Genomic DNA, 20,120 nt, shown 5'->3' with positions numbered 1-20,120 from the left:
ATTACTCTCTTCCCTGATAAACCGTCGAGAGTTAAAAGCCTTTCTCAGGGGGGCTATTTTCAGGCATTAATATGTCCTTTGGTTCATCCGTCGATTGGGAAAAAGCCTTTATAGTTGTTGGGCTACCCATTCAGGGTGGTTGGATGAAGGGGACGCTCGATGAGTTCCTCGAGGCGGCTCCCCCGAAGGTTCCTGGGGAGCGGAGGAGAAAAAAGAAGCGGCTGAAATCAACCAGTCTGGAGTCTTTTCTTCCACAGGAATACGTGGACTACTTCAAGGGGCTCCGCATAGGGTCGAAAAAGATACGAAACGCAAGGATAGAAGAATTATAAGGCCTCCGCAATAACTGCCATGTCCCCGACCCTGAAGACGAAGGCCCTTCTGTCCCCGCTCAGGTTGGCCTCTATCCTCTTCCTAACCTGCCAGTACTCCTCCTGGGGGACGCTGAGCTTGAGCGTGGCCCTTCCGAAGCCCTCTTTCCTGAGGAAATCGTTTATCCTCACCGGGTGGAACGGGACAACGCCGACCACGGCGTAGGTTCTCTTGAGGTACGGGCTTTTCAGGGGCGCGTCGCCCGTTGCAAGAACGCGTCTCTTTTCGCGGAGGAGCATTTTGGCCTCCCCATTTAGAACGTGGAACAGCTCGTTCAGCAGATCGGCGTAGTCAACGGCCTGCGGAACCTCATAGAGGTACTCGCCGGGCTCCTCTGTCCATTCGAGGATGTCCTCAAGGTCTGGATTGCTCTCCAGCCTTGCCCCCGCGGGAAGAACAACCGCGCTCCTCTCCGCCCCGGCGAGGGGTTCGGTGTAGAAGGTCAGCCTGTTGAGGGCCCCGAAGAGGTCTATGTACTCAAACTCCCCCTTCCAGGGTATCCTCTCGCGCCTTATCTGCGGCGGGAGGTCGAAGATGAACGCATCTGCCCTGGATTTGTACGCTTCGTAGATTCTCAGCGGACTGGGCAGGAGGTCTTCCAGCCGCCTTTCGGGCATTTCCGGGGGCCTGGCGGGGTCTGAGAAGACCACCTCGGCGTCGATTCTCTCGACCGTCTCGGGGGCGAGCGAGTCGGCGTTGATGAACTCGATGTTCGAGACACCGTACTTTTCGGCGTTTCTCCTGGCGAACTCGACCTTTGCGGGGTCTATGTCAATCCCGTATGCCCTCTCAACCTTCATGGCGTAGAATATAAGCTGAATTCCGATACCGCAGGAAACGTCCGCTACGCTCCTCACGCCAGCCTTCTCAAGGCGCTCCGAGCGGTACCTCGCGACTATCTCATGGGTCGAGTAGCGCAGGCCCTCAAGGTCCATCCAGAGGTCGTCTCGCGAGAACTTGTCCTTCGCCCTGATCCGTGCCCTGGCTATCTCCGCAATGATTTCCCAGTCACTGCCGAGCCTTGCGCGGAGCTTCCTCTCGTCATAGCCCTTTTTAATCAGCTCCACAGCTTCCCTGACCTTCTCCTCGCTTATCCCTTCGAACATGTTTTCGCCTAAGGGGAGAGGCTTAAAAACGTTGCCCGCGATATTCCTGCCTGGTGGTAGAATGCAGTGGCGAAGGATAGCCTTCATTCTGATAGTTGCCGTCACCATCATCGGCTCCCTGTGGTATCTCTACGATTTTGCCTCTCAGCCCGTTTTTCGTGACTACGTGGGGGATGAGGTCTGGTACGTTCCCGCGGGCAGGAACATCCTCCACAGGCTCGGCGTTGATCTGACCTACGTGAACGAGACCACGGGCTCCCGGGGGGTAAACGTCATCTTCTCCAACCAGAGCATGCGGATAAAATACCAATACCGGGTGGAGAAAATCGCCATGGGGCACGGGGCAACCTACGAGAGGGAGTACCTCAAGTTCCCGGGCGTTTACTTTGAGCTCCCCCCCGACGAGTTCGGGCCCTTCCTTGAAGAGGTCCGGAGGGAAATACCCGAGGAGGCTTACTATACGGTTCCCGGCTACTGGTATCCCGACAAGGACAACATCCAGAACTACCTCAACACCGAGCATCCTTTCCTCGGGAAGGACCTCATAATGCTCGGCATGCTTCTCCTCGGCGACAGCCCGATAAACTGGCGCATACCCGGCATCATCGCCTTCGCCCTCATCGAGCTCCTCGTCGTCCTCGCGACTTACCGGGTAAGCGGGAGCTATCTGGCGGCCCTCATAGCCCTGGCCTTCACCGTAGCGGACCCCACCCTCCAGGCTATGTCCGTGGTGGCCATGCTTGACATCCACGTCGCCCTGTTCGTCGCCCTGTTCGTGTTTTTCCTGGCCTACGACAGGGACCGCCCCGCGGCCTTTGCCATAGGACTCGCCGGCTCCACCAAGCTCAGCGGCGCCTTTGGGTGGCCCGTCCTCCTCGGGAGGGCCCTCAAAAGGGAGAGGAACCTCATCAGCTTTCTCGTGACGATAGCGGTTCTTCCAGCGGTTGGATTCCTCCTGCCGAACGTTCCGGCGATGGCGGCTATCGGGCCGAAGAAGTGGTTCGACGAATTCCTCGGAAGCTTCAGATGGCATCTCTCCAACAAAGGCAGCCATCCCGCCGCCTCTCCCGTCTGGGAGTGGTTCATAAACAAGAAGGCCTTCGCCCTGCACTACAACCCGGACATCTTCGCCCAGACCGATCCTTTCCTCCTCCTGGCGATGGTGCTCTTCATCCTTGCCCTCCCATGGCTTTACAGGAAAAAATCCGGAATCCTGGCATCTTTCGGGGTGTTCTGGAGCACCGTGGCTGTGTTCCTCCTGCAGTACGCACTCGGGGGCACGACACAGTTCAGCTTCTACGCAACCGCCCTGGTTCCCCCCGCGGCGGTGGTCATGGGCGTGGCCCTCAACGAGCTCCTTCGCTGGGAGGCCTTCAGAGAGTCAGTCTGGCTCTACCTGGAGTGGCTGCTGGAGATAAAGGACAGGATAAGGCTGAGGCTGGGGAGGTGAGACGTTCAACGTCGAAACTACGGAGAGTTACGGGTTTAGCTTTTTATATACTTTCCTCCGAAAACCTCGCCCTTTAGGGCGGGGATGTAGTAAACGCCCCAACGAGTCGTTGAATAGGGAAGCAACAGTCTTTTAAACCCTAAAAACCATAATAGGACTTGAAATGAAGAGAACGGCGACGGTAAAACTCCAACCGAGCAGAACTCAGGAAGAACTCCTTTTTGAGTTAGCCGACGCTGGAGCCAGAGCCTGGAACCGAGTAAACTACCTCAGGCGACAGGAGTACTTCCAAGGAAAACCAATAGACTTCTTGAAGACTCAGAAAATCGTTTACGAGGAGTTCAAAAGGGAAATCGGTTCCGCAACAGTCCAAACCATCGCCAGAAAGAACGCCGAAGCTTGGCGGAGCTTCTTTTCCCTTCTCCGAAAGAAGAGAAACGGAGAACTCCCCGAATGGTATAACAAACCCTCTCCACCAGGTTACCTGAAAAAGAACGGGAAAAGAACGCCGTTCATTGTCCTGAGAAATACTCAATACCGGATTGAGGGGAATAAACTCATCTTGATGGGTATTGGCAAATTCAAACGTCTCGAAATCCAGTTCAAGGGGAAAATTCACCTGAAGGGTAAGCAGGGACGCCTCGAGGTGGTTTACGACGATGCAAGAAGGAAATGGTACGCCTATATCAATTTCACTGTCGGGGAAAAACTCAGGGGTGAAGAATGGGTTGAAATCCCGAGACAGCCTAAAGGGAACCTCTCCGCTGGAATTGACCTGGGGATAAACAACCTTATGGCGGTCTACGTTGAAAACGGTGAGAGCTTCCTCGTGAACGGAAGACCACTCAAGAGTATCACCTTCTACTGGCAGAAGAAAATCGCTGATTACCAGTTGAGACTCAACGTTTCCGGCTATAAGACGAGCAGGAAGTTCAGGAGGATGCATAAAAAAGCCAAACTTCAGGCAAGACACTACATTAACACCGCCATAAGAGGAACCGTAGAGAGGCTCCACGAGTTGGGAGTTTCGAGGATTGTCGTGGGTTATCCTAAGGGGATCGCAAGGAACTCTGATAAGGGCAAAAAACAAAACTTCCTCCTCTCCCACGTCTGGCGGTTTAATTACGTCATCAAACGACTCAAAGAAGTCGCCGAGGAGTATGGTATTATTGTTGAAGTTGTGGATGAGGCTTTCACTTCTAAAACCTGTCCCGTTTGCGGGAAGCCTCACGAGGGGGCTCGCTTTGTTAGAGGATTATTTAAGTGTCCCGCAACGGGACTTATCTTCAATGCTGACTTGGTTGGTGCCTTCAACATTTTGAAGAAGGCTCTCAAAACGATAGCCCCAAGCCTTCCGGCCTTATCGGGAGGTAGGGGTAACGGGGGGAAGGCCCTCCCCGAGGGGTTCGAAGAACCCGTTCTAACGGGTTCCCTAATGAAAACCCCTCAAACCTCCCTGTCTGTGGCGAGGGGTTAGCTCGTTGGAACCCTCGCCCTTCAGGGCGGGGAGGAGGTCAGAGAACCCCAGTTCAATACAAAATAAAATGGGGATGTAAGATACCTCAAACCGCCTTCCAGAACGGATCCTGCTGAGCCTTCACCTTCGCCGTCATCTTCAGCGCCTTTATGTCGGTCTCGTCCAGCTCGTTCTTGAGCTGCTTGGCGAGGATTATGACGTCGTTCTTGCTCAGATCAACGTAGAGCGTCTCTCCCGGGTGGATGTGCCTGCCGACCATCGCGCCCTCGATGGCTATCGCAACGGCGTCGCCCTTCCTGGCCTCCTGGACGAAGTCGTTCTTGTTCTTGATGGACTTGATGACGCCGATCTTCTGGCCGTTCTGCTTGATGAGCGCCACTCCGGGTCTTATGCGGCCCTCCACGATCTCAACGCCTACTATCGCGGGGTGGCTCCTCCTGAAGACGTACCTCTCGTCCGGGTAGAGCCTTATGACGCCCGGGAAGGTGACCTTGCTGAGGAGTTCGCGCTTCTTCTTCTCCTCCTCAGCCCTGATCCACTCCTCGTAGTCCTCGATGAGCTTGTAGATGATGTTGCCGGTGAATATGGGAACGCCTTTGGCCTTGGCGACCTCCTCAGCGTCCTCGTTCACCCTGACGTTGAAGCCCAGAACAACGCCGTACTTCTCTTCCTCCTCGCGAACGCTTAAAGCTTCCATCACGTCGGTCTTGCTGATGTTCCCTACGTCGGCCTTTCTTATGGGGATCCCCTTCTCCTGGAGCTCCTTGCTGAGGGCTTCGAGGCTTCCGAGGGTGTCCGCCTTGACTATGACGCCCACCTTGCCGGTGCTTATGACGACGCTCTGTATCTGGCTCAGGATCTCCTGCCTGGCCTTTTCAACGTCCTCCTCCGAGCGGGCCGCTATAACTGGCGAGCCGGCTAAAGCCTCCTCAAGTCCCGGGGCGGCTATCTTTATACCCGCCGCGGCGGCGACCTCTTCAACCTGGTCGAAGCGGAACCTCGGGTCGCGTATCTCGTCGAGGGGCTTCGGCTTGAGGAGGGCGCGGATTTTTGTAACTATCGCCTTATCTTTGCCCCCAACCACGATGGTGTCGTCCTTCCTGAGGGTTCCGTCGTAGATGATGACGTCAAGCGTGGTTCCCAGGCCGACTTCCTCGCGTATCTCCAGTATGGTGCCGCGCGCCGGCCCTTCAACCTCGATCTTGAGCTTCTCCTCGAGGTATTTCTGGCTGAGACCTGCGATGAGGACGAGAAGTTCGGGGACGCCGATACCGTACTTGGCGGATATCGGGACTATCGCCAGCTCGCGGGTGAAGTTCTGGACGCGGTCGAAGCGGTTTGCCTGGAAGCCCATCTCGTAGAACTTTCCAATGAGTTCCCAGAGCTTGGTCTCAAGCTCCTGCTGCGCCCGCTGGTCCTGCTTCTTGATGTTCACGAGGAAAGGCTCATCCTCCTCCACCTTCCAGCCCTTTATCCTGTCTATCTTGTTGGCGGCCACGATGAAGGGCGTCCTGTTCTTCCTGAGTATCTCGATGCTCTCTATCGTCTGCGGCTGGAAGCCCTCGTTGATGTCCACGATGAGAACCGCCAGATCGGCCAGGCTCCCTCCCCTCGCGCGCAGGCTCGTGAAGGCCTCGTGACCGGGAGTGTCGATGAAGAGCAGTCCCGGGAGCTTTATCTCACCCTTCCAGAGCTTCATCAGCGGGCCGGCGAGCCCTTTGACGGTCTCAATAGGCACTTCAGTCGCACCAATGTGCTGGGTTATTCCACCGGCTTCCTTGCCGGCGACGTTTGTGCGCCTGATTCTGTCAAGGAGAGTTGTGTTGTGCACGAGGATTCCGTTGGCGACGAAGTTGTGGGTCTCGGTCGTCAGGTCGTAGACGTAGCCGTCGTAGTCGAACTCCTCAATTTCCTCAACCGGGACGAACACGAAGTTCTCCGCGAGGTTGCGGACGTAGGCAACATCTCTCGAATCGAACTCCCTGTTGCGCCAGACCTCAAGGAGCTCCCTTCCGAGGTCGGTGAGTTTTCCGCCCTTTATTAGGCCGTCCTTTTCGAGGGCGAGGAGGTAGTTGTGGTTCCTGGCTTTTCCCTCAAGCACAGCAAGCTTCTTGACGAGCGTAGGCGAGCCCCTCTCTATAGCGTCGAGAATCCTCATTAGGGTCTCGTAGCTCGGCGCCTCGCTGGACTCATACTTTGAGTAGAACGGAACGAACGAGTTCAGCTCCGTCCTCGTGAATCCAAAGAGTAGCCTGAGGCGTTTGAGTTCCTCGAATATTGGATAGGTTTCGCTCTTTTTACTTTTCTCAACGACTCTCTCAAGGCGCTCGGCCTTTTCCTTAACCGTGAAGTCGATCAGCTTCCTGAACGCCTCAAGGTTCCTTCTTCCGGAAATCACGAGGGTCGTGTAGTCGGAGCGGTAGAGCTTTGAGACTATGCCGAACCTCAGGAGGACGAGGGAGAGCTCCTCAAGGAACTCCCGCGACGCGCTGGTTATTTCAATCCTGACATCCTTGAGGCTAACGTGGCCATCCGCGTCAAAGTATCCGCGGAGGAACTCCGCAACGTATTCCCTCGGGGCTATGAACAGGATATCCGGAGCCGTTATGCTCCTGGCCTTCTGTCTCTCTGGATAATCAAAGAGAACGCGGATGAGCCTTATCAGGGCGTTCTTACCGTTTCTGATTTCAATCTCCCAGGACGTTCTGCGCCTAACCCTCAAGAGCTCGACCCCGAGGGATTCCACAGCCTTGAGCCTCTCGAAGACCTCGACGTCGTTGTTGGCTATCTTGTCCTGGCTTCCATCGCCGAACATAACGCCGGCGAAGTAAAAGAGCGCCTTCCACTCCTCGTCAGTCTCCGGTAGCCTTACGTAGTGCAGGGGCTTTCCGGAGCGGTGTATCCTTGGGGTGAACGCTATCCTCTCAACGGCATCCCAGAGCCCGTCAAGATCCTCGGCCCGGAACACGTTTGACCGAACCTTGTATTCCTTCTCTCCCCTGAACTTCTCCTTGACTTTTTCAAGAGCATCCTCCCTGAGCTTCGCTATCAGCTCCGGCGTTGAGAGCTTCTTTCTCACAAAGCGAACGAAGATGTCCCTGCTCTCGTTGGCGTGCAGGAACCTTGGAACAGCAACGTAATCACCGGGTCTGAGCTGGTCTGCCCTCTTCCACCCCTTTGTCGTCAGGAACGGGTGCTCCGGCGTGACGCCGACCGAGTGCCAGTTCTTGAGCCTGACCTTCACCATCCTTCCCCTGTGCCTGAGACGCCACACGTGGGTTCCAGTCCCGACCGATATTCTTGCGTTAGCTCCAGCGGACGTCACCGGGAGGAAGAGCTCCCTTATCTCCTTCTCCTCGTCACTCTCGATGACCCTCCCACCGAGCTCGAAGAGCTCTTTGAGGGTTATCCTGCCCAGCTCTGGAACCACCACGGTCTCACTCGGAAGCAGGCACTTGCCGTGGTCAACGTGACCGAGAACCGCTATGATGGGCTGTCTTATCCTCCTCATTCTCCTCACCTCTGGGGTTAAATCCGGCGTAGGTTTTTAAAGGGTTCGGGGCAAGAATTAAAAAGCTCCGTAGTAAAGTCCAGCGGTGGTTGCATGATAGCGCTCGTAATGGGAGTGGTTATAGGAATTCCAACAGCCCTTATTCTAGGGAAGCTCCTCGGAAAGGCCAGCGAGGTTCTCATCGCCATCATAGGAGTTCCACTCGTAACCTATGCCATCGCCCTTCACGAGCTCGGGCTCTTCGCCGGCCTTAATGTCTCAATGGATGGATTTTCTCCAGAATTCATAGCGGGAACCGAAACATTCCTGGGGCTAATCGTGGCGCTGGCGTATGTGGAGTTCAGGACAAGAAAAGGACTGAGAATCGACGACTTCATCCAGATCAGCTTTATCACACTGCCCTACATCTCCCTCGGGGTTGCTCTGGCGTCCCAGTTCTGGTCCGGATTTCTGGCAATCGGAATTGTGCTGATAGGCATTGTGGTGGTGCTATCCCTGAAAAACCCGCTCAGAGGACTAAATGTGAAGCCGTGCCCACAGGAGATAGGGGATTGCATGACCGACGAAGACAGCCTTATGGGCGCCCTCATCAGGGATACCGTCCTCATAGGCGGTAGGACGCTGAAGGAGTTCCCAAGAGCCAGGGAGCTCGTGGAGTGCATGAAGCGCGCCGGAAAGCCCTCGAGCTTAAGAAAAGCCACGGGGCTTCTGGTTTCCCTGTTGCCCCTTCTAGCAGTGTTGCTGCCTCCCGGAGACCTCACCGTTATAGTCGGCCTGACAACGGCTTATCTCTCCACGCTCATTGGGGCCGCGTTTGTTACAAAAGGGCACCCCACGCCGTGCCCCGAAGTCGCAAGGGAGTACAGGGAGTTCCTCAGGAAAAGAAAGAGGAAGATTGATGTGGCAGTTTAACGCTCAAGGCAGTCCATGCTGTCGAGGTACTCCCTCTTTGCCTTGGCGTGCGTGTGATAGAACCAGTCTGCGGCTTTGCAGTATCTGTAGAGCTCATCCGGCTTGAAGTAGAGGTTTATCTCCCTCTCGGCGCTCTCAGGGCTGTCTGAGGCGTGGACAACGTTGTAGATGGCGTCCCCAACGTCGAGGCCGTAGTCGCCCCTTATGCTTCCGGGATCGGCGTCCTTCGGATCGGTCGCCCCCGCCATCTTCCTGACGACGCTTATGGCGTATCTGCCCTCAACCACCATGACGACACTCGGGGCCTTGGTTATGTAGTCGATGAGCGGCTCAAAGAAGGGCTTTCCTTTGTGCTCCTCGTAGTGCCTCTCCGCCAGCTCGCGGTCGATCCATATCATCTTCATCCCGACGATTTTAAGTCCCCTCTTCTCAAAGCGGGAGATTATCTCGCCCATCAGCCCGCGGACGACTGCGTCGGGCTTGAGTATAACGAGTGTTCTTTCTATCTTCTTCTCCGCCATCGGCAACACCTCGATGAATATACATGGAACAGTGTTAATAGGTTTTTGGACTTCACCTTTTACGCCTAAACACGAATTCACAATATTCAGAACCCATTGACTGGCACTTGATTTCTTCCCCTTCCCACTGTTCGCCTGTGAACTCCGTCAAAAACTGGGAAAGTTCTCCCACATAGTTAATGTGGAAAGGGTACGAATAGCCCTTCCGGAATGGAAACAGGTTTCTGCCCCGGAGAACGACGAAATCCTCCTGAATTTCCACAATTTCTATCCGTCCGCCTCCGCTGGATTCAGTTGCGAGTTTAACCGACATCAGGGCATCGTGAAGGTTGTCGTACTGATTCCGTGTTGCTCTGCCGATACCTATGAACTCCTTTCTTCCCCAGAGGTAAAGGAAGCGTTTTCCGTCCTCCGGGCCGAGGTATTCGTAGACGAACTCAACCAGCGACGCCTCGCTGTCCTCATTTATGAGTTGAACCCTTGTATCACCCAGCCATAGATTGCCGTCCTCATCGAGCCAGAGGTCCCTTTTTATGGATTCAAGGGCTGTGTGTCTCTCCAGAATATCCTCAACACCGCGTTCGGTTTTTATATACGGCATCCTTGGGGAGGGTATTTTGAGGGGCTGGAGAGAACGACGCAGGGTTATGTACCCGTCCCTGACCTCAAACACATAATCAAAGGGCATTAAACCGGCAGTTAAGTCGCTTCTCTCAAAGACATCCTCGGAAAAAGCCGCGAAGGTTTGGAACCCCTTTCTCTTTATTGAGTTCACCAGCCTCACGATTGCCCTGAGGTACGCCTTTGAGTTGGACTGGAGGGTGTAAAGAACGTTTAGGTCGTCTATAACGAGGAAATCAAACCCCCCTCCGGACATTGTGTCTCTTATCACCGCGGACGTTATTCCAAGGTCTAGGGGGTTGGAGAGAACGTTGGCTCCCTGAATTTTCTCAACCCCGTAGAGGTTTGAAAAACCATCGAGGATACGCAGCTGACCGTTCTCCACAAAAAGGGAGTAGTCTATATTGTAGTGAAGGAGCTCTTTTCTAAGCATGTCGGTAGACTGCCGGAACTCCACGAGCAAAACCCTGTATCCTTCTTTCAGAAGGTTGAAAACAAGCTGATGCATTAGGACAATGTTGTCTCGACAGATCGAACCTACAAATGCGAGGCTGGATCCCTCTTCAATACCCCCACCCAGTACCTCATCCAGGCGCTTTATTCCCAGCGGGATCATAGGATTCCCCCGGGTTAAAGTGTATTGAAGGATTTATAACAATTGCGAATATTCAATATAAGTTATTAGAACGGAAGCCGGCAAACATAAGAAAAGAAAGAAATCACTTCCTCCTCTTGGCCCTCTGAAGGCGGGCCTCCTCGAAGGCCTTGGTCCACTTGAGCTTCCTCGGGTTCCTGCCCATGAAGTAGTACTTCTCGCACTTGCCCGAGCAGAAGAACAGGACTCTGCCGTCGTTCCTGACGTACATCTTGCCCGTTCCCGGCTCGAACTCCTTTCCGCAGTAGGAGCAGACGTTCCACCTGGCCATCGCGATTACCTCCTGGTCCTGATCTCCCTGGCTTCACGCTCGGTCTCCCTGAGGATGACTATGTCGCCGACGCGGACCGGGCCCTTGATGTTTCTCCTGATGACGCGGCCCTTGTCGCGGCCCTCTAAAACTCTAACCTTGACCTGAGTAACGCCACCGGTGACGCCGGCCCTGGCGACTATCTCAATAACCTCAGCCGGGTATCCTTCGTCGCTCATTTCTCACACCCCTTAACCTAAAAATCCCTCGCACGGATGAACTTAAACCTTTCCGTGAATGAAGGGAAAAGGAGCTCACTTCATGAGCTCCCTGACCTTCATAGCGATGTCCTCAACGAGCTCGCGGCCCTTGCCGGGCTCAACGATGGCTATGCTGGCCGCTGGAACCTCAAGCCCGGCAGCAGCACCGAGCTCCTTCTTGCTCGGAACGTAGATGTACGGAATCTCCTTCTCCTCGCACAGCGGCGGGAGGTGGGCAACAATCTCCTCGGGGTCAACGTCCTCAGCGATGATAACGAGCTTGGCCTGGCCCCTCTCAACGGCCTTGGTCGTCTCGTTGGTACCCTTCCTTATCCTTCCGGTGTCGCGAGCGAGCTCAACAGCTTCGAGAGCCTTCTCAGCAAGCTCAGCCGGAACCTCAAACTTGACGTAGCTTGGCTTGGCCATTTTTCATCCCTCCGGAATCCTCATCGTTCATCGAGTTGTGCATGCTCGATTCTGGGGGAGGCTTTAAAAGGATTTCGATAGGAAACGATTTAAGCCTTAAACCGAAGCAAATACCATGTCTGAGGTCATAAAGATGTACGAGTTCCTTAAGACCCTCCCCCCAGAACTCAGGGAAAGGTTTGAGGCAGACATCATGAAGGCAGAACTGGAGGAGGAGATAAATCACCTCATTAAGACTTTAAAGCCCGGATTTGGGGGAAAATCTACCTCAAAAGAACTTGATGAGTACGCCGATGAGGTGTATGAGTCTTGATATATCTGGACACCAACATAATCTGCAATTATATCTTTGAAACGGAACTAACAAAGTACGCCACCGAGGTCCTTTCCACCCCGGAGCCAAAGATCATCTCCGACACTGTCATAAGTGAGGCCATTTTCGTAACCCTCAGAAAACTTGCCAAAGACGAGTACGGGATAACCTCGACAAAAAGCCTAAGAGAAGCTCTGAAATCCAACAAGGTTTCTCCAGAGATCCTTTCAAAGTCATACAGCTACGTGAAGGCAACATTGGTATTCCACAACGTTGTGACAATACCCGAAAACGTCAGTTGGGAGGACACCATCATACTAGCCCAAAAGTACCATCTGCTGCCGAATGATGCCCGCATCCTTGCAACGCTACTGACCAACGGCGCGGACAAACTGGCAACTCTGGATAAAGATTTTCAGAATGTGTCCGGTGTTGTAGAATTATGCCCAAAAAGTTTCTGGAGATAAAAGTCAGCAGCGGCCAAGCTCTTCATTCCCCAAAGGGGTCAGAAAAGGAAAGAAAACCTCATCATCTCCGGTGTTCTCACCGGGATTCCCTGCCATAGCCCCTGTATATCTCCAGACTCCTCCTTGCGCGGGCACGGGGGATCGAGTGTCCCATGATGGAGACGATTTTGTCGGCCCTCGCTCCACCGTGACGGAGCATCTTGGTCTCCGTCTTTATCTTCTCGATCCGGAAGGTGTAGCCGCCGACCTCAAGAACCTCTCCGACGACGAACTCCTCGTCCCTGCCGACTTTGACCCTGAAGGCCTGGGTTACGCCCTTCGGCAGATAGATGGAGACCTTGATGACCTTAGGATAGGTTAAGCTCTCGCCCCAGAGGGTTCTTATCTCGCCTATCTCGGCCCTTTCCACGCGCCTGTCCCCATCAAGCTCTATGCCGGTTATCCTGACCTCATCGTCTTCGGTCTCGACTACGTCACCCACCCGTATTTTCTCGCCCTCCGGCAGTTCGACGGAGGTTTTGAAACTCCTCTCGTGCTTGCTGACTATCAGCGGGACCTTAATGAGCTTTGGAAGCGTGACGTGCCACACGTTGCCACACTCGTTGCAGCGAAGGGTAAGCTCCCTCCCCCTCTCCTTGATGACCTCAACGTCATCGCTACCGCACTCCGGACAGATGAAATACTCCTCCATGTCTCTCACCAGTGGGAAGAAGAGGGGAGGCGTTTATAAAGGTGTTCTTTCGAGGCGAATCCGCCGGAGCATCGGGAATTGTCTAACTAAACTTTACCACATCTAAGGATTTTGGTAAAGTGGACTTTACCATTTTTGCCTCACTCCCTCAGGAAGACCCTGTAGGTTCTTCCCTCCTTCACGCGCGTGATAAGGCCCTTTTCCTCCATCTCACGGAGGATTATGCTGACCTTCGCCTTCGAAACGCCGAGCTTATCGGCGAGTTCGCTCTGGAGAACCGGGCCCTCCCTCAGCAGGGCGAGTATCTTCTCCTCATCGCTCCTCAGGTGGGCCTTCTCCTCCTCGCGCTTCCTCTCGCGGTAGAGGATGTAGCCGTAAACGGAGCCGCCGCCGATGAGGAGGCCCGCCAGGAAGGTTCCCACGTAGATGAGCGGGGATGGCTGGGAAGGGGCCGTTATCTCGCCCGAGAATCCCACTATGAAGTAGAACTCATCGCCGGCGCGGAGGTCGCGGCGCGTCCACTCAAGCAGGAGCCGGCTTGTGGAGCTCTCGACCCGGTCCGGCGATGGAATTATCGGGGAGAGTACCGCGTAGCCCCTGGGAACGACCAGCTGCATGTGGAACAGCCCGACAGGCTGGCTGAAGCGTATGTAATAGGTGAACTGCTTCTTCCCTTCGTCCTCTGTTATCATGCCCCTGGTCGTGAAAGTCAGCCGTATCCTCGCGCTCTCGCCCGGACCAAGGGTTGGGAAGTACATGTAGATTGCGTTCGTTCCCCCCAGGACCTCCCTGACCGTCACGTTTACCGGTTTCACGCCGCTCGGAAGGTCTAGAACGGCCCGCGGATCCTCCACGGGGTAGTCCGTGTAGATAACATACTGGCTGAGGTTTGTGTGGGAAGTTAAATCGATCTCAATTGTCTCTTCCACCTGGCTGGGGGTAACCACGTCGAAATAGACCGCGTAGGCGTTTATCTCGTAGTCGTATTCCTGCGCCCCCACACCGTGGAGCGCGAAGGAGAGGAAGAGGAGAATGGAGACTAACCCAATTAAAGCTGGCTTCCTTCCTCGGGGTTTTTGATTTTCAGCAGAGGGCATACGTCCATACACTCCCTGCAGTGGGTGCAGAGCTCACCGTTCACGACGATCTTCTTGCTCCTCGGGTCGATACTGAGCGCCCCTTCCGGACACTTACCGACGCAGACGCCGCAGCCGACGCACTCGTAGGCCCTCTTTATGAGGTAGTACGCCTGGACTCCCTCGCCGAAGTCTCCTGTGTATGCGCCGTCCTCCCTAAAGGTAACCTCCCCCGCTCTTATGTAGTTTTCGCCCTCTTCGACCTCTCCAAGGATCGGGGCAACTTCTTTAATCCTCCTCAGGTTCACGACGGTGTTGAAGCGAACCGTGAAGGTGCCGTCGTCGTTCTCCACCATCGAATACTTCACGGGCTCCCAGGAGCGCTCCTCCGGCATTTCCACTCCGAGTTCCCTCGCTATCGCCTTCTCGCCCCTGCTGAGCTTCTTCCACCGCCAGAAGCCATAGGTTATCCACTCGTCGGGCATTCCAAAGCGCCTCTTCCACCTCTCAAGTTCGCCCTCCCACTTTTCCCAAAGCTCTGGCTTCTCCTCCCTGAGGGTGTAGATTTCCGCTAAGGAGGCGCTCGGGCAGAGGAAGCAGCCTATTCTGTCGAGCCTGTCCTCGTAGAGCGGGTTGTACTTGAGGTTCCTGCTGAAGATGTAGAGCCAGACCTCCAGCGCGCGCCAGTGGAATATCGGCGATGCCCCGGTCTCGTTCGGCACCCAGGGGTTCTTCCAGACGCGGAGTTGCTTGAAGCGCTTTATGCTCTCGTACTTCCTCTGACCGACGAACATGAGAACTCCTTCGGGGTAGTTCTCCTTTATCGCCATCGTTATGGGGCCGAGCTTTGTTACCTTACAGCACCAGCGGTAGTCGCGGCCCGGCGGGGAGAAGACGTGGAGAGCGCGCCAGAATGCGTCGCCGGCGTCGGCAACGATGAACTTTATCCCCTTCGGCTCAAGCTCCCTCCTCAGCTCCTCGACGTATTCAAGCGTTTCGGGGAACTCTATGCCCGTGTTGTTGAAGAAGACGGTGAAGCCCTCGTCGCCGAACTCCTCCAGAGCAAGGCCGAGAACAGCTAAGCTGTCCTTCCCTCCCGAGAAGGCAACCGCTATCGGGAGGTCGGAGTACTTAGCGGCAACCTTTTTCATGAAGCGCCTCGCTTCCATCACTTTCCTCTCAAGCTCGATGGAGTTGGCCCTCAGCACGTCCTCCATAGTGGCCTTCCTTCCCTCGCGGTAGTTCACGCTCTTCTGCCGCCTGACCTTGACGCCGGTTCCGCGCTCCTTGTTGGCAAGCCCCTCGTAGTCCTTCTTCGCTATGCCGGTCGCGATGACCTCACCGCTCTCCGAAACCAGGATTACGTCGTCGTTCCGCCTTATGCTCCCCTCGGCCTCGATTATACCAACCGGCAGGAGGTTGGAGCCGCTCAGAATCGGTTCTATGGCCCCTTCATCGACGATTATCCACTTGCGCATGGACCTTCCGAAGCGCTTCCAGAGGGCTATCGCTCCTTCGACCTTTAAGCCCGGCTTCCACTTCAGCTCCAGCGGGTCGAAGCGTATCCAGCCGAAGACGTAGCCGTCGAGGATTATCTCGTAGGAGTCGTCCTCCCCGGGGGTCTTGTTGAGGAGAACCACCTTCCCCTCGAACAGCTCGCCGATATCGACGCCGTAGTGCTCCTTGAACACCGAGCGTATGAACTCGATGTCCTTCTCGAAGGCGAATCTCAAATCGCCGGGAGGTGTGATGTTGAGGCGGAAAACGCCCTCCTTTCCGTGAACGGCACAGCTATCGCCGATGAGCGGGACGTTGCACTTCTCGCACCAGTTTATGTAAGCCTTACCGAGGAAGACTGGCCTTCCCATTTTCTCTCACCTGAGGCGAAAAGGGAGCGGGGGTTTATAAAGGCGATTGGTCGGCCTTGCGGAACGGCGTTCGGCAGGGATTTATAAGGTCTTGCCGAATGGTAATCGGCAAGAGTTTTTAAAGAGTAGCCGGTTCTCAACCGGCAAGCAATGGGGTGTTTTCATGGCAGGCATAGTACTCCACTGGGTATGACCAAACCCTCATAGCGAGGGGATAACAGGCAAAAACCGACGGTGGCTTATGAGCTGAAGGATCTGAAAGAAATCATGGGGAAGGCCGAGATAATGGTGCACAAGGTAAGGGTGGGCTTTGAAAAGGTCTGACTTCTTTTACCTTATCACCTTCCTGCTCAGCACGACGACGAAGAAGGCCATCATGAACGCCCCAAGGAAGGCCTCGCTTACCGCGAGAAGGTGGTAGCGGGGCTTCGGAACGTAATCGCCGTAGCCGACGGTTGTGAAGGTTACCACGCTGAAGTAGAGGTTCTCCGCGAAGCTTTCCGCTCCCTCAACCGCGCCGAGATGGCTGTAAAGGGCGGCGTAGGCGAGTATAACTCCCACCGTCGTCAGGAAGACCCGCCAGGGACTCTCGCCGTAGCTGGAGGTGTACCAGAGAAAGCGGTTGGCGAGCCATCTCAACTTTCCCTCAAGAAACGCCAGCCACCTCTTCCTGAACCTCGCGGTGAGGGGAAGAAACGCCTCGACGTGAGCATTTTCCAGAGCTTCGTGGGCCAGTCTTTGAATCTTCCCGCGAACGCGCCACTCGCCTATGGAGTACCTGCTCGCGGCCTCGTATATTCCCTGTTCCGCGAAGAGCTTCTTGAGGAGGAGGTAGACGTCTATCGCCCGGTTGTACGATTCGAGGGCTTCCGAATACTTACCCTGCCGAACGAGCCGGTCGCCGATGACTTCCTCAACGACGATCTCGTCGAACCTCGCGTAGCGCAGGTTCTTGGCGCCGGTCAAGGAGACCCCGTAGAGCTTCGCACCCCTGAAGTCCGCGCTGAAGAGGTTCGCCCCGTTAAGGTTTGCCCCGTAGAGCTCCGCACCCCGGAGGTCAGCGCTGGCAAGGGTGGCGTTCTCAAGGCTCGCGAGAGAAAGGTCGGCGTGAATGAGTTTTGCTCCGCTTAAGTCGGCACCGTCCAAGCGGGAACTGCCCAGGCTGGCGTGGGAGAGGTCCGCGCCGCTTAGATCCGAGCCCTCAAGATGTGCCCAGGAGAGGTTGGCGTGTGAGAGGTCGGCATCGCTGAGGTCTGAATAGCGGAGGTTGCTGCCCTCCAGGTTGGCCTTTCTCAGGTTGGCGCCCGAGAGATAAGCTTCCTCCAGATCTTCGCCGGAGAGGTCGGCTCTTTCAAAATCCTTCCCGCCAACGGGCTCATGGAAGGGGCAGAATGCCGAGTCCTCCTCCGCCTCTCTGGGGCACTCCTTGATGGGGTTGTGGCGGTAGCCGTGGACGCACCTCATGGACACCAGCCCGGAAAGCTGTGGGTGGGGTGCGAAAGCATTTTATATCTCGCAAAACGTATTTATTTGTTTTGTGGACTCTATAACAGCTGAACTTTTCATGGGGCGAAAACCATTTATTCCATAACGCCCTAACGTCTGGGAAACGCAACGTCACCACGGGAGGTTCCAGCAGTCCGCCAAACACGGTAAAACTTCGTTATGATTGAGCCAGCTAAATCCAGTCAAGGGCATTACAGAGGCACAGAGTATCCTCCAAATCGGAGAAAACTTTAAATAAGATGAACGACTAATTCATCGCAGTGGTGCTTATGGGCTACATAATCTTCGTCACGTACGATAACGATGCCGAGAGAAAGCGCATAGACTATCTTTTGGACAAATGGTCCTCACGAGCCACCGTGAAAAAGCCCAGAGGGGTGGTTTTCTACATCGAAACGGACGAGCCCCAGGAGTTCCTGGAGGAGCTTTTCTCGAGGCTTGAGGGCAACGCCGAGGAGAAGGTCGAGGTGTACAGCGCAAAGAGGGTCGAGAAGGGGGTCAGGGCAAAGAGGAGGACCCTTGAATACACCATAGCCGAGGAAAAGAAGGTCGTCGAGAGGTTCATCGACTACCTGCTCTCCAAGATGAACGCCGGCTACTCCCACTCCGAGAACGAGGCGAAGGTTTACAGCGTGTACACCAGAAAGGGAAGGGCCACCATAAGGGCCACCATCGAAGGAAACGGAAGGACAAAGGTAACCCTGGAGATTGAAGGCTACGGCGATGCCGTTGATTTTCTCGCCGAAAGGATAGATGAAGAGCTTAAGCTCTTCGCGGGTGGTTGAGATGGGGGTATTTGAGGAAGGACGAACCGACTGTGTTAAGGAGCTTTTGAAGCCCGCCGAGCGCGTCCTGAAGGAGGGCCTCGACATCGGCGTGGAGAGCTTCTCCAGAAGGGAAAGGCTCTGGCTCCAGATAGAGGAGAACTACGACCGCTACCTCGACGGCGAGTGCGGGGAGTTCCTGAAGGACCTCGACATGCACTTCAGGGGCAAGTTCGAGGGAGCTTTGGCCATACTCGCATGGAGCTTCAGGCAGAACGGGGAAACCTACCTGCCGGCGAGCAGGAGGTACAGGGACAGGGAGCTGGAGGCCCTCGAGAGGGTTCTCCGCTACAACGTCTTCGAGATATACTCCAAGGAGGACATAATGAAGAAGATAATGCACAGGGATAACAACGTCCTTGGCCTCCTCAGGGAGTACTACCACGGCGTGGACAGGTGGATTGATGATGCCCTCAACGACCCCTCGATAAAGCTTCCCCTGAGGGGGTTCCTCAAGACCAAGTGGGACTCCTACAAGGGCAAGATAAACGCGGCCATAGCGGAAGCAACGATGCGCTTCGACTGGTTCAGGGACTTCCTCACGATGGCCGGAGAGGAGACGCAGGCGGTGGAGAGAACGTACCAGAGAAGACTGGAAGCTAAAGAGCGGGAGATGGAGGAGCTGAGGAGACAGATGGAGGATATGCGCAGGAACTTCGAGAGGGAGAAAGAAGAGCTCAGGAGAAGGCTTGAAACTGCGAAGGAAGCCGAGATATCGAGGCTCATTCAGGAGAAGGAGGAGATGAGAAGACAGTTCGAGGAGGAGAGGCAGAGGCTCATCGAGGAGATAAGCAGAATGAAGGACGAAGAGGCAAGAAGAACCCTCGAGGCGGAACTGGAGAGAATGCAGAGGGAAATGATGGCCAGCATTGAAGCCATGGAGGCTGAGATAAGGAGGAAGGAGCTGGAGCTTAAGGAAAAGGAGATGGAGCTAAGGAAGAGGGAGCTTGAGCTGAAGGAAAAGGAGGACGAGGTCTCGAGAAAGATAAAGGAGGTAATGAGCCTGGCCGGCAAGGTCGAGAAGGGCTCGCGCTTCGTCAGGCTCGACGAGGCGAGAATGCTCGAGATGAACTTCGTCGGGAGGATAAGGAGCAAGTTCAGGGACGAGGTGAAGCTCCTGGGCAGGACCTTCAAGGTGGAGTCCGTCGAGGAGAGGAAGACCTTTGACAAGGGCCGCTACACAGGAAAGCTGAGCGAGAGGGACCTCAAGAACGTCCCCGACAACAGACTGGTGGAGGTCAGACTCAAGGAGAAGAAGCTCCTCGGAAAGAAGGAGGAGATAACCGTAAGGGCGCTCTTCTATGGAAGGCCCGAGCGCTACGCCGAGGTCGGCTTCGACACCGACCCCCTCGAGCTGGCAGATATCAACGCGCTCCTGGTTGATGCCCGTGATGAGGCCAAGAACGGCCGCATCGTCCTCCTCGTTGCCTCCCCAACGGGCTTCGAGAGGAGGATAGCAAACTACGTCAATTCGGGCGACTTCCACAGGAACTTCATATCCGAGAACGTCTCTTTAGCTCTGCTCGACCTTGAGAGCGGCGAGCTGATATACAACCCCCACGACGAGTACGCAAAGGCATTCGAGCCGATGCTCCGCCTCGAGAGGGACGAGGAGCTTCTCGCCAAGGTCAAGGACTTCCTGGAGGAGAAGATAATAATGAGGGGCTACGTGAGGCTCGAAGAGGCCCTAGAGCACTTCGCGGAGGAGACGGTAAAGAGGGCTTTCCACGAGCTGTCCAGGGAGAAGGGTTACATAACCAAGTTCGTTGAAGGGGTGGGCTACGTCCTCGTCAAGGAGGGGTTCCTCTGAGGTG

19 protein-coding genes are annotated in these 20,120 nt (G+C 55.2%); 8 read left to right on the top strand and 11 right to left on the bottom strand.

The window, feature by feature from the left end:
• Positions 1–143 precede the first annotated feature (143 nt).
• Positions 144–332 carry a PCNA-inhibitor gene (locus FH039_RS08430; protein ID WP_139681771.1) on the top strand — a complete coding sequence of 63 codons (189 nt, stop codon included), beginning with the start codon at positions 144–146 and terminating at the stop codon, positions 330–332.
• Here FH039_RS08430 and FH039_RS08425 read toward each other — a convergent pair.
• The gene (locus FH039_RS08425; RefSeq protein ID WP_139680953.1) at positions 327–1,478 is read right to left on the bottom strand and encodes a methyltransferase domain-containing protein; all 1,152 of its coding nucleotides are present in this window, start codon (positions 1,476–1,478) and stop codon (positions 327–329) included. The two genes, FH039_RS08430 and FH039_RS08425, sit on opposite strands and share 6 nt — an antisense overlap.
• Before the next feature lie 61 nt (positions 1,479–1,539).
• Between FH039_RS08425 and FH039_RS08420 the strand changes: the two genes are divergently transcribed.
• Together FH039_RS08420 and FH039_RS08415 are read left to right on the top strand one after the other, a co-directional pair.
• Positions 1,540–2,928 carry a dolichyl-phosphate-mannose--protein mannosyltransferase gene (locus FH039_RS08420; RefSeq protein WP_139680952.1) on the top strand — a complete coding sequence of 463 codons (1,389 nt, stop codon included), beginning with the start codon at positions 1,540–1,542 and terminating at the stop codon, positions 2,926–2,928.
• A 163-nt stretch (positions 2,929–3,091) separates the two neighbouring features.
• Positions 3,092–4,405 carry an RNA-guided endonuclease InsQ/TnpB family protein gene (locus tag FH039_RS08415; RefSeq protein WP_139680951.1) on the top strand — a complete coding sequence of 438 codons (1,314 nt, stop codon included), beginning with the start codon at positions 3,092–3,094 and terminating at the stop codon, positions 4,403–4,405.
• 85 nt (positions 4,406–4,490) lie between these two features.
• Here FH039_RS08415 and infB read toward each other — a convergent pair whose 3' ends face one another.
• A complete protein-coding gene (gene infB / locus FH039_RS08410; RefSeq protein WP_139681770.1) occupies positions 4,491–7,916 on the bottom strand; it encodes an intein-containing translation initiation factor aIF-2 in 3,426 nt (1,141 codons plus the stop codon).
• 93 nt (positions 7,917–8,009) lie between these two features.
• Between infB and FH039_RS08405 the strand changes: the two genes are divergently transcribed.
• Entirely contained in the window at positions 8,010–8,828 is an 819-nt protein-coding gene (locus FH039_RS08405; protein ID WP_139680950.1) for a hypothetical protein, read from the top strand.
• On the opposite strand, the gene ndk is transcribed toward FH039_RS08405, so the two are convergent.
• From ndk to rpl7ae, 5 genes are all read right to left on the bottom strand, one after another.
• Complete coding sequence (gene ndk / locus FH039_RS08400) at positions 8,825–9,349, bottom strand: nucleoside-diphosphate kinase (protein WP_139680949.1); 525 nt, start codon at positions 9,347–9,349, stop codon at positions 8,825–8,827. The genes FH039_RS08405 and ndk overlap by 4 nt on opposite strands.
• Positions 9,350–9,401: 52 nt before the next feature.
• Positions 9,402–10,586 carry a V4R domain-containing protein gene (locus FH039_RS08395; protein ID WP_240703198.1) on the bottom strand — a complete coding sequence of 395 codons (1,185 nt, stop codon included), beginning with the start codon at positions 10,584–10,586 and terminating at the stop codon, positions 9,402–9,404.
• Between the two features lie 103 nt (positions 10,587–10,689).
• Positions 10,690–10,896, bottom strand: a complete 207-nt coding sequence (locus FH039_RS08390; protein WP_139680948.1) for a 50S ribosomal protein L24e — start codon at positions 10,894–10,896, stop codon at positions 10,690–10,692.
• Between the two features lie 5 nt (positions 10,897–10,901).
• Entirely contained in the window at positions 10,902–11,114 is a 213-nt protein-coding gene (locus FH039_RS08385) for a 30S ribosomal protein S28e (protein ID WP_014011629.1), read from the bottom strand.
• A gap of 75 nt (positions 11,115–11,189) precedes the next feature.
• On the bottom strand, positions 11,190–11,561 hold the full coding sequence (gene rpl7ae / locus FH039_RS08380) for a 50S ribosomal protein L7Ae (protein WP_139680947.1): 372 nt from the start codon (positions 11,559–11,561) through the stop codon (positions 11,190–11,192).
• A 115-nt stretch (positions 11,562–11,676) separates the two neighbouring features.
• On the opposite strand from rpl7ae, the gene FH039_RS08375 reads away from it, so the two are divergent.
• The gene (locus FH039_RS08375; RefSeq protein WP_139680946.1) at positions 11,677–11,874 is read left to right on the top strand and encodes a hypothetical protein; all 198 of its coding nucleotides are present in this window, start codon (positions 11,677–11,679) and stop codon (positions 11,872–11,874) included.
• Entirely contained in the window at positions 11,871–12,341 is a 471-nt protein-coding gene (locus FH039_RS08370) for a PIN domain-containing protein (protein ID WP_139680945.1), read from the top strand. The genes FH039_RS08375 and FH039_RS08370 overlap by 4 nt, the downstream gene beginning before the upstream one ends.
• A 76-nt stretch (positions 12,342–12,417) precedes the next feature.
• Here the strand turns inward: FH039_RS08370 and FH039_RS08365 are convergent, their stop codons facing one another.
• The 4 genes from FH039_RS08365 to FH039_RS08350 form a co-directional block, all read right to left on the bottom strand.
• Positions 12,418–13,032 carry an HVO_0476 family zinc finger protein gene (locus FH039_RS08365; RefSeq protein WP_139681768.1) on the bottom strand — a complete coding sequence of 205 codons (615 nt, stop codon included), beginning with the start codon at positions 13,030–13,032 and terminating at the stop codon, positions 12,418–12,420.
• A 140-nt stretch (positions 13,033–13,172) separates the two neighbouring features.
• Positions 13,173–14,033, bottom strand: coding sequence for a helix-turn-helix transcriptional regulator (locus FH039_RS08360; RefSeq protein WP_139680944.1), 861 nt, complete (start codon positions 14,031–14,033; stop codon positions 13,173–13,175).
• A 47-nt stretch (positions 14,034–14,080) separates the two neighbouring features.
• Complete coding sequence (locus FH039_RS08355; protein ID WP_139680943.1) at positions 14,081–15,976, bottom strand: phosphoadenosine phosphosulfate reductase domain-containing protein; 1,896 nt, start codon at positions 15,974–15,976, stop codon at positions 14,081–14,083.
• A gap of 330 nt (positions 15,977–16,306) precedes the next feature.
• Positions 16,307–17,440 carry a pentapeptide repeat-containing protein gene (locus FH039_RS08350; RefSeq protein ID WP_139681767.1) on the bottom strand — a complete coding sequence of 378 codons (1,134 nt, stop codon included), beginning with the start codon at positions 17,438–17,440 and terminating at the stop codon, positions 16,307–16,309.
• 311 nt (positions 17,441–17,751) lie between these two features.
• On the opposite strand from FH039_RS08350, the gene FH039_RS08345 reads away from it, so the two are divergent.
• Both FH039_RS08345 and FH039_RS08340 read left to right on the top strand, forming a co-directional pair.
• The gene (locus FH039_RS08345; RefSeq protein WP_139681766.1) at positions 17,752–18,267 is read left to right on the top strand and encodes a hypothetical protein; all 516 of its coding nucleotides are present in this window, start codon (positions 17,752–17,754) and stop codon (positions 18,265–18,267) included.
• A 1-nt stretch (position 18,268) separates the two neighbouring features.
• On the top strand, positions 18,269–20,116 hold the full coding sequence (locus tag FH039_RS08340) for a hypothetical protein (RefSeq protein ID WP_139680942.1): 1,848 nt from the start codon (positions 18,269–18,271) through the stop codon (positions 20,114–20,116).
• The last annotated feature ends 4 nt before the right edge of the window (positions 20,117–20,120 follow it).

Origin of the sequence: Thermococcus indicus, from assembly GCF_006274605.1 — an archaeon.
GTDB lineage: Archaea > Methanobacteriota_B > Thermococci > Thermococcales > Thermococcaceae > Thermococcus > Thermococcus indicus.
The sequence above is the reverse complement of the archived record's forward strand: the minus strand, read 5'-3'. Positions and strand labels throughout refer to the sequence as shown.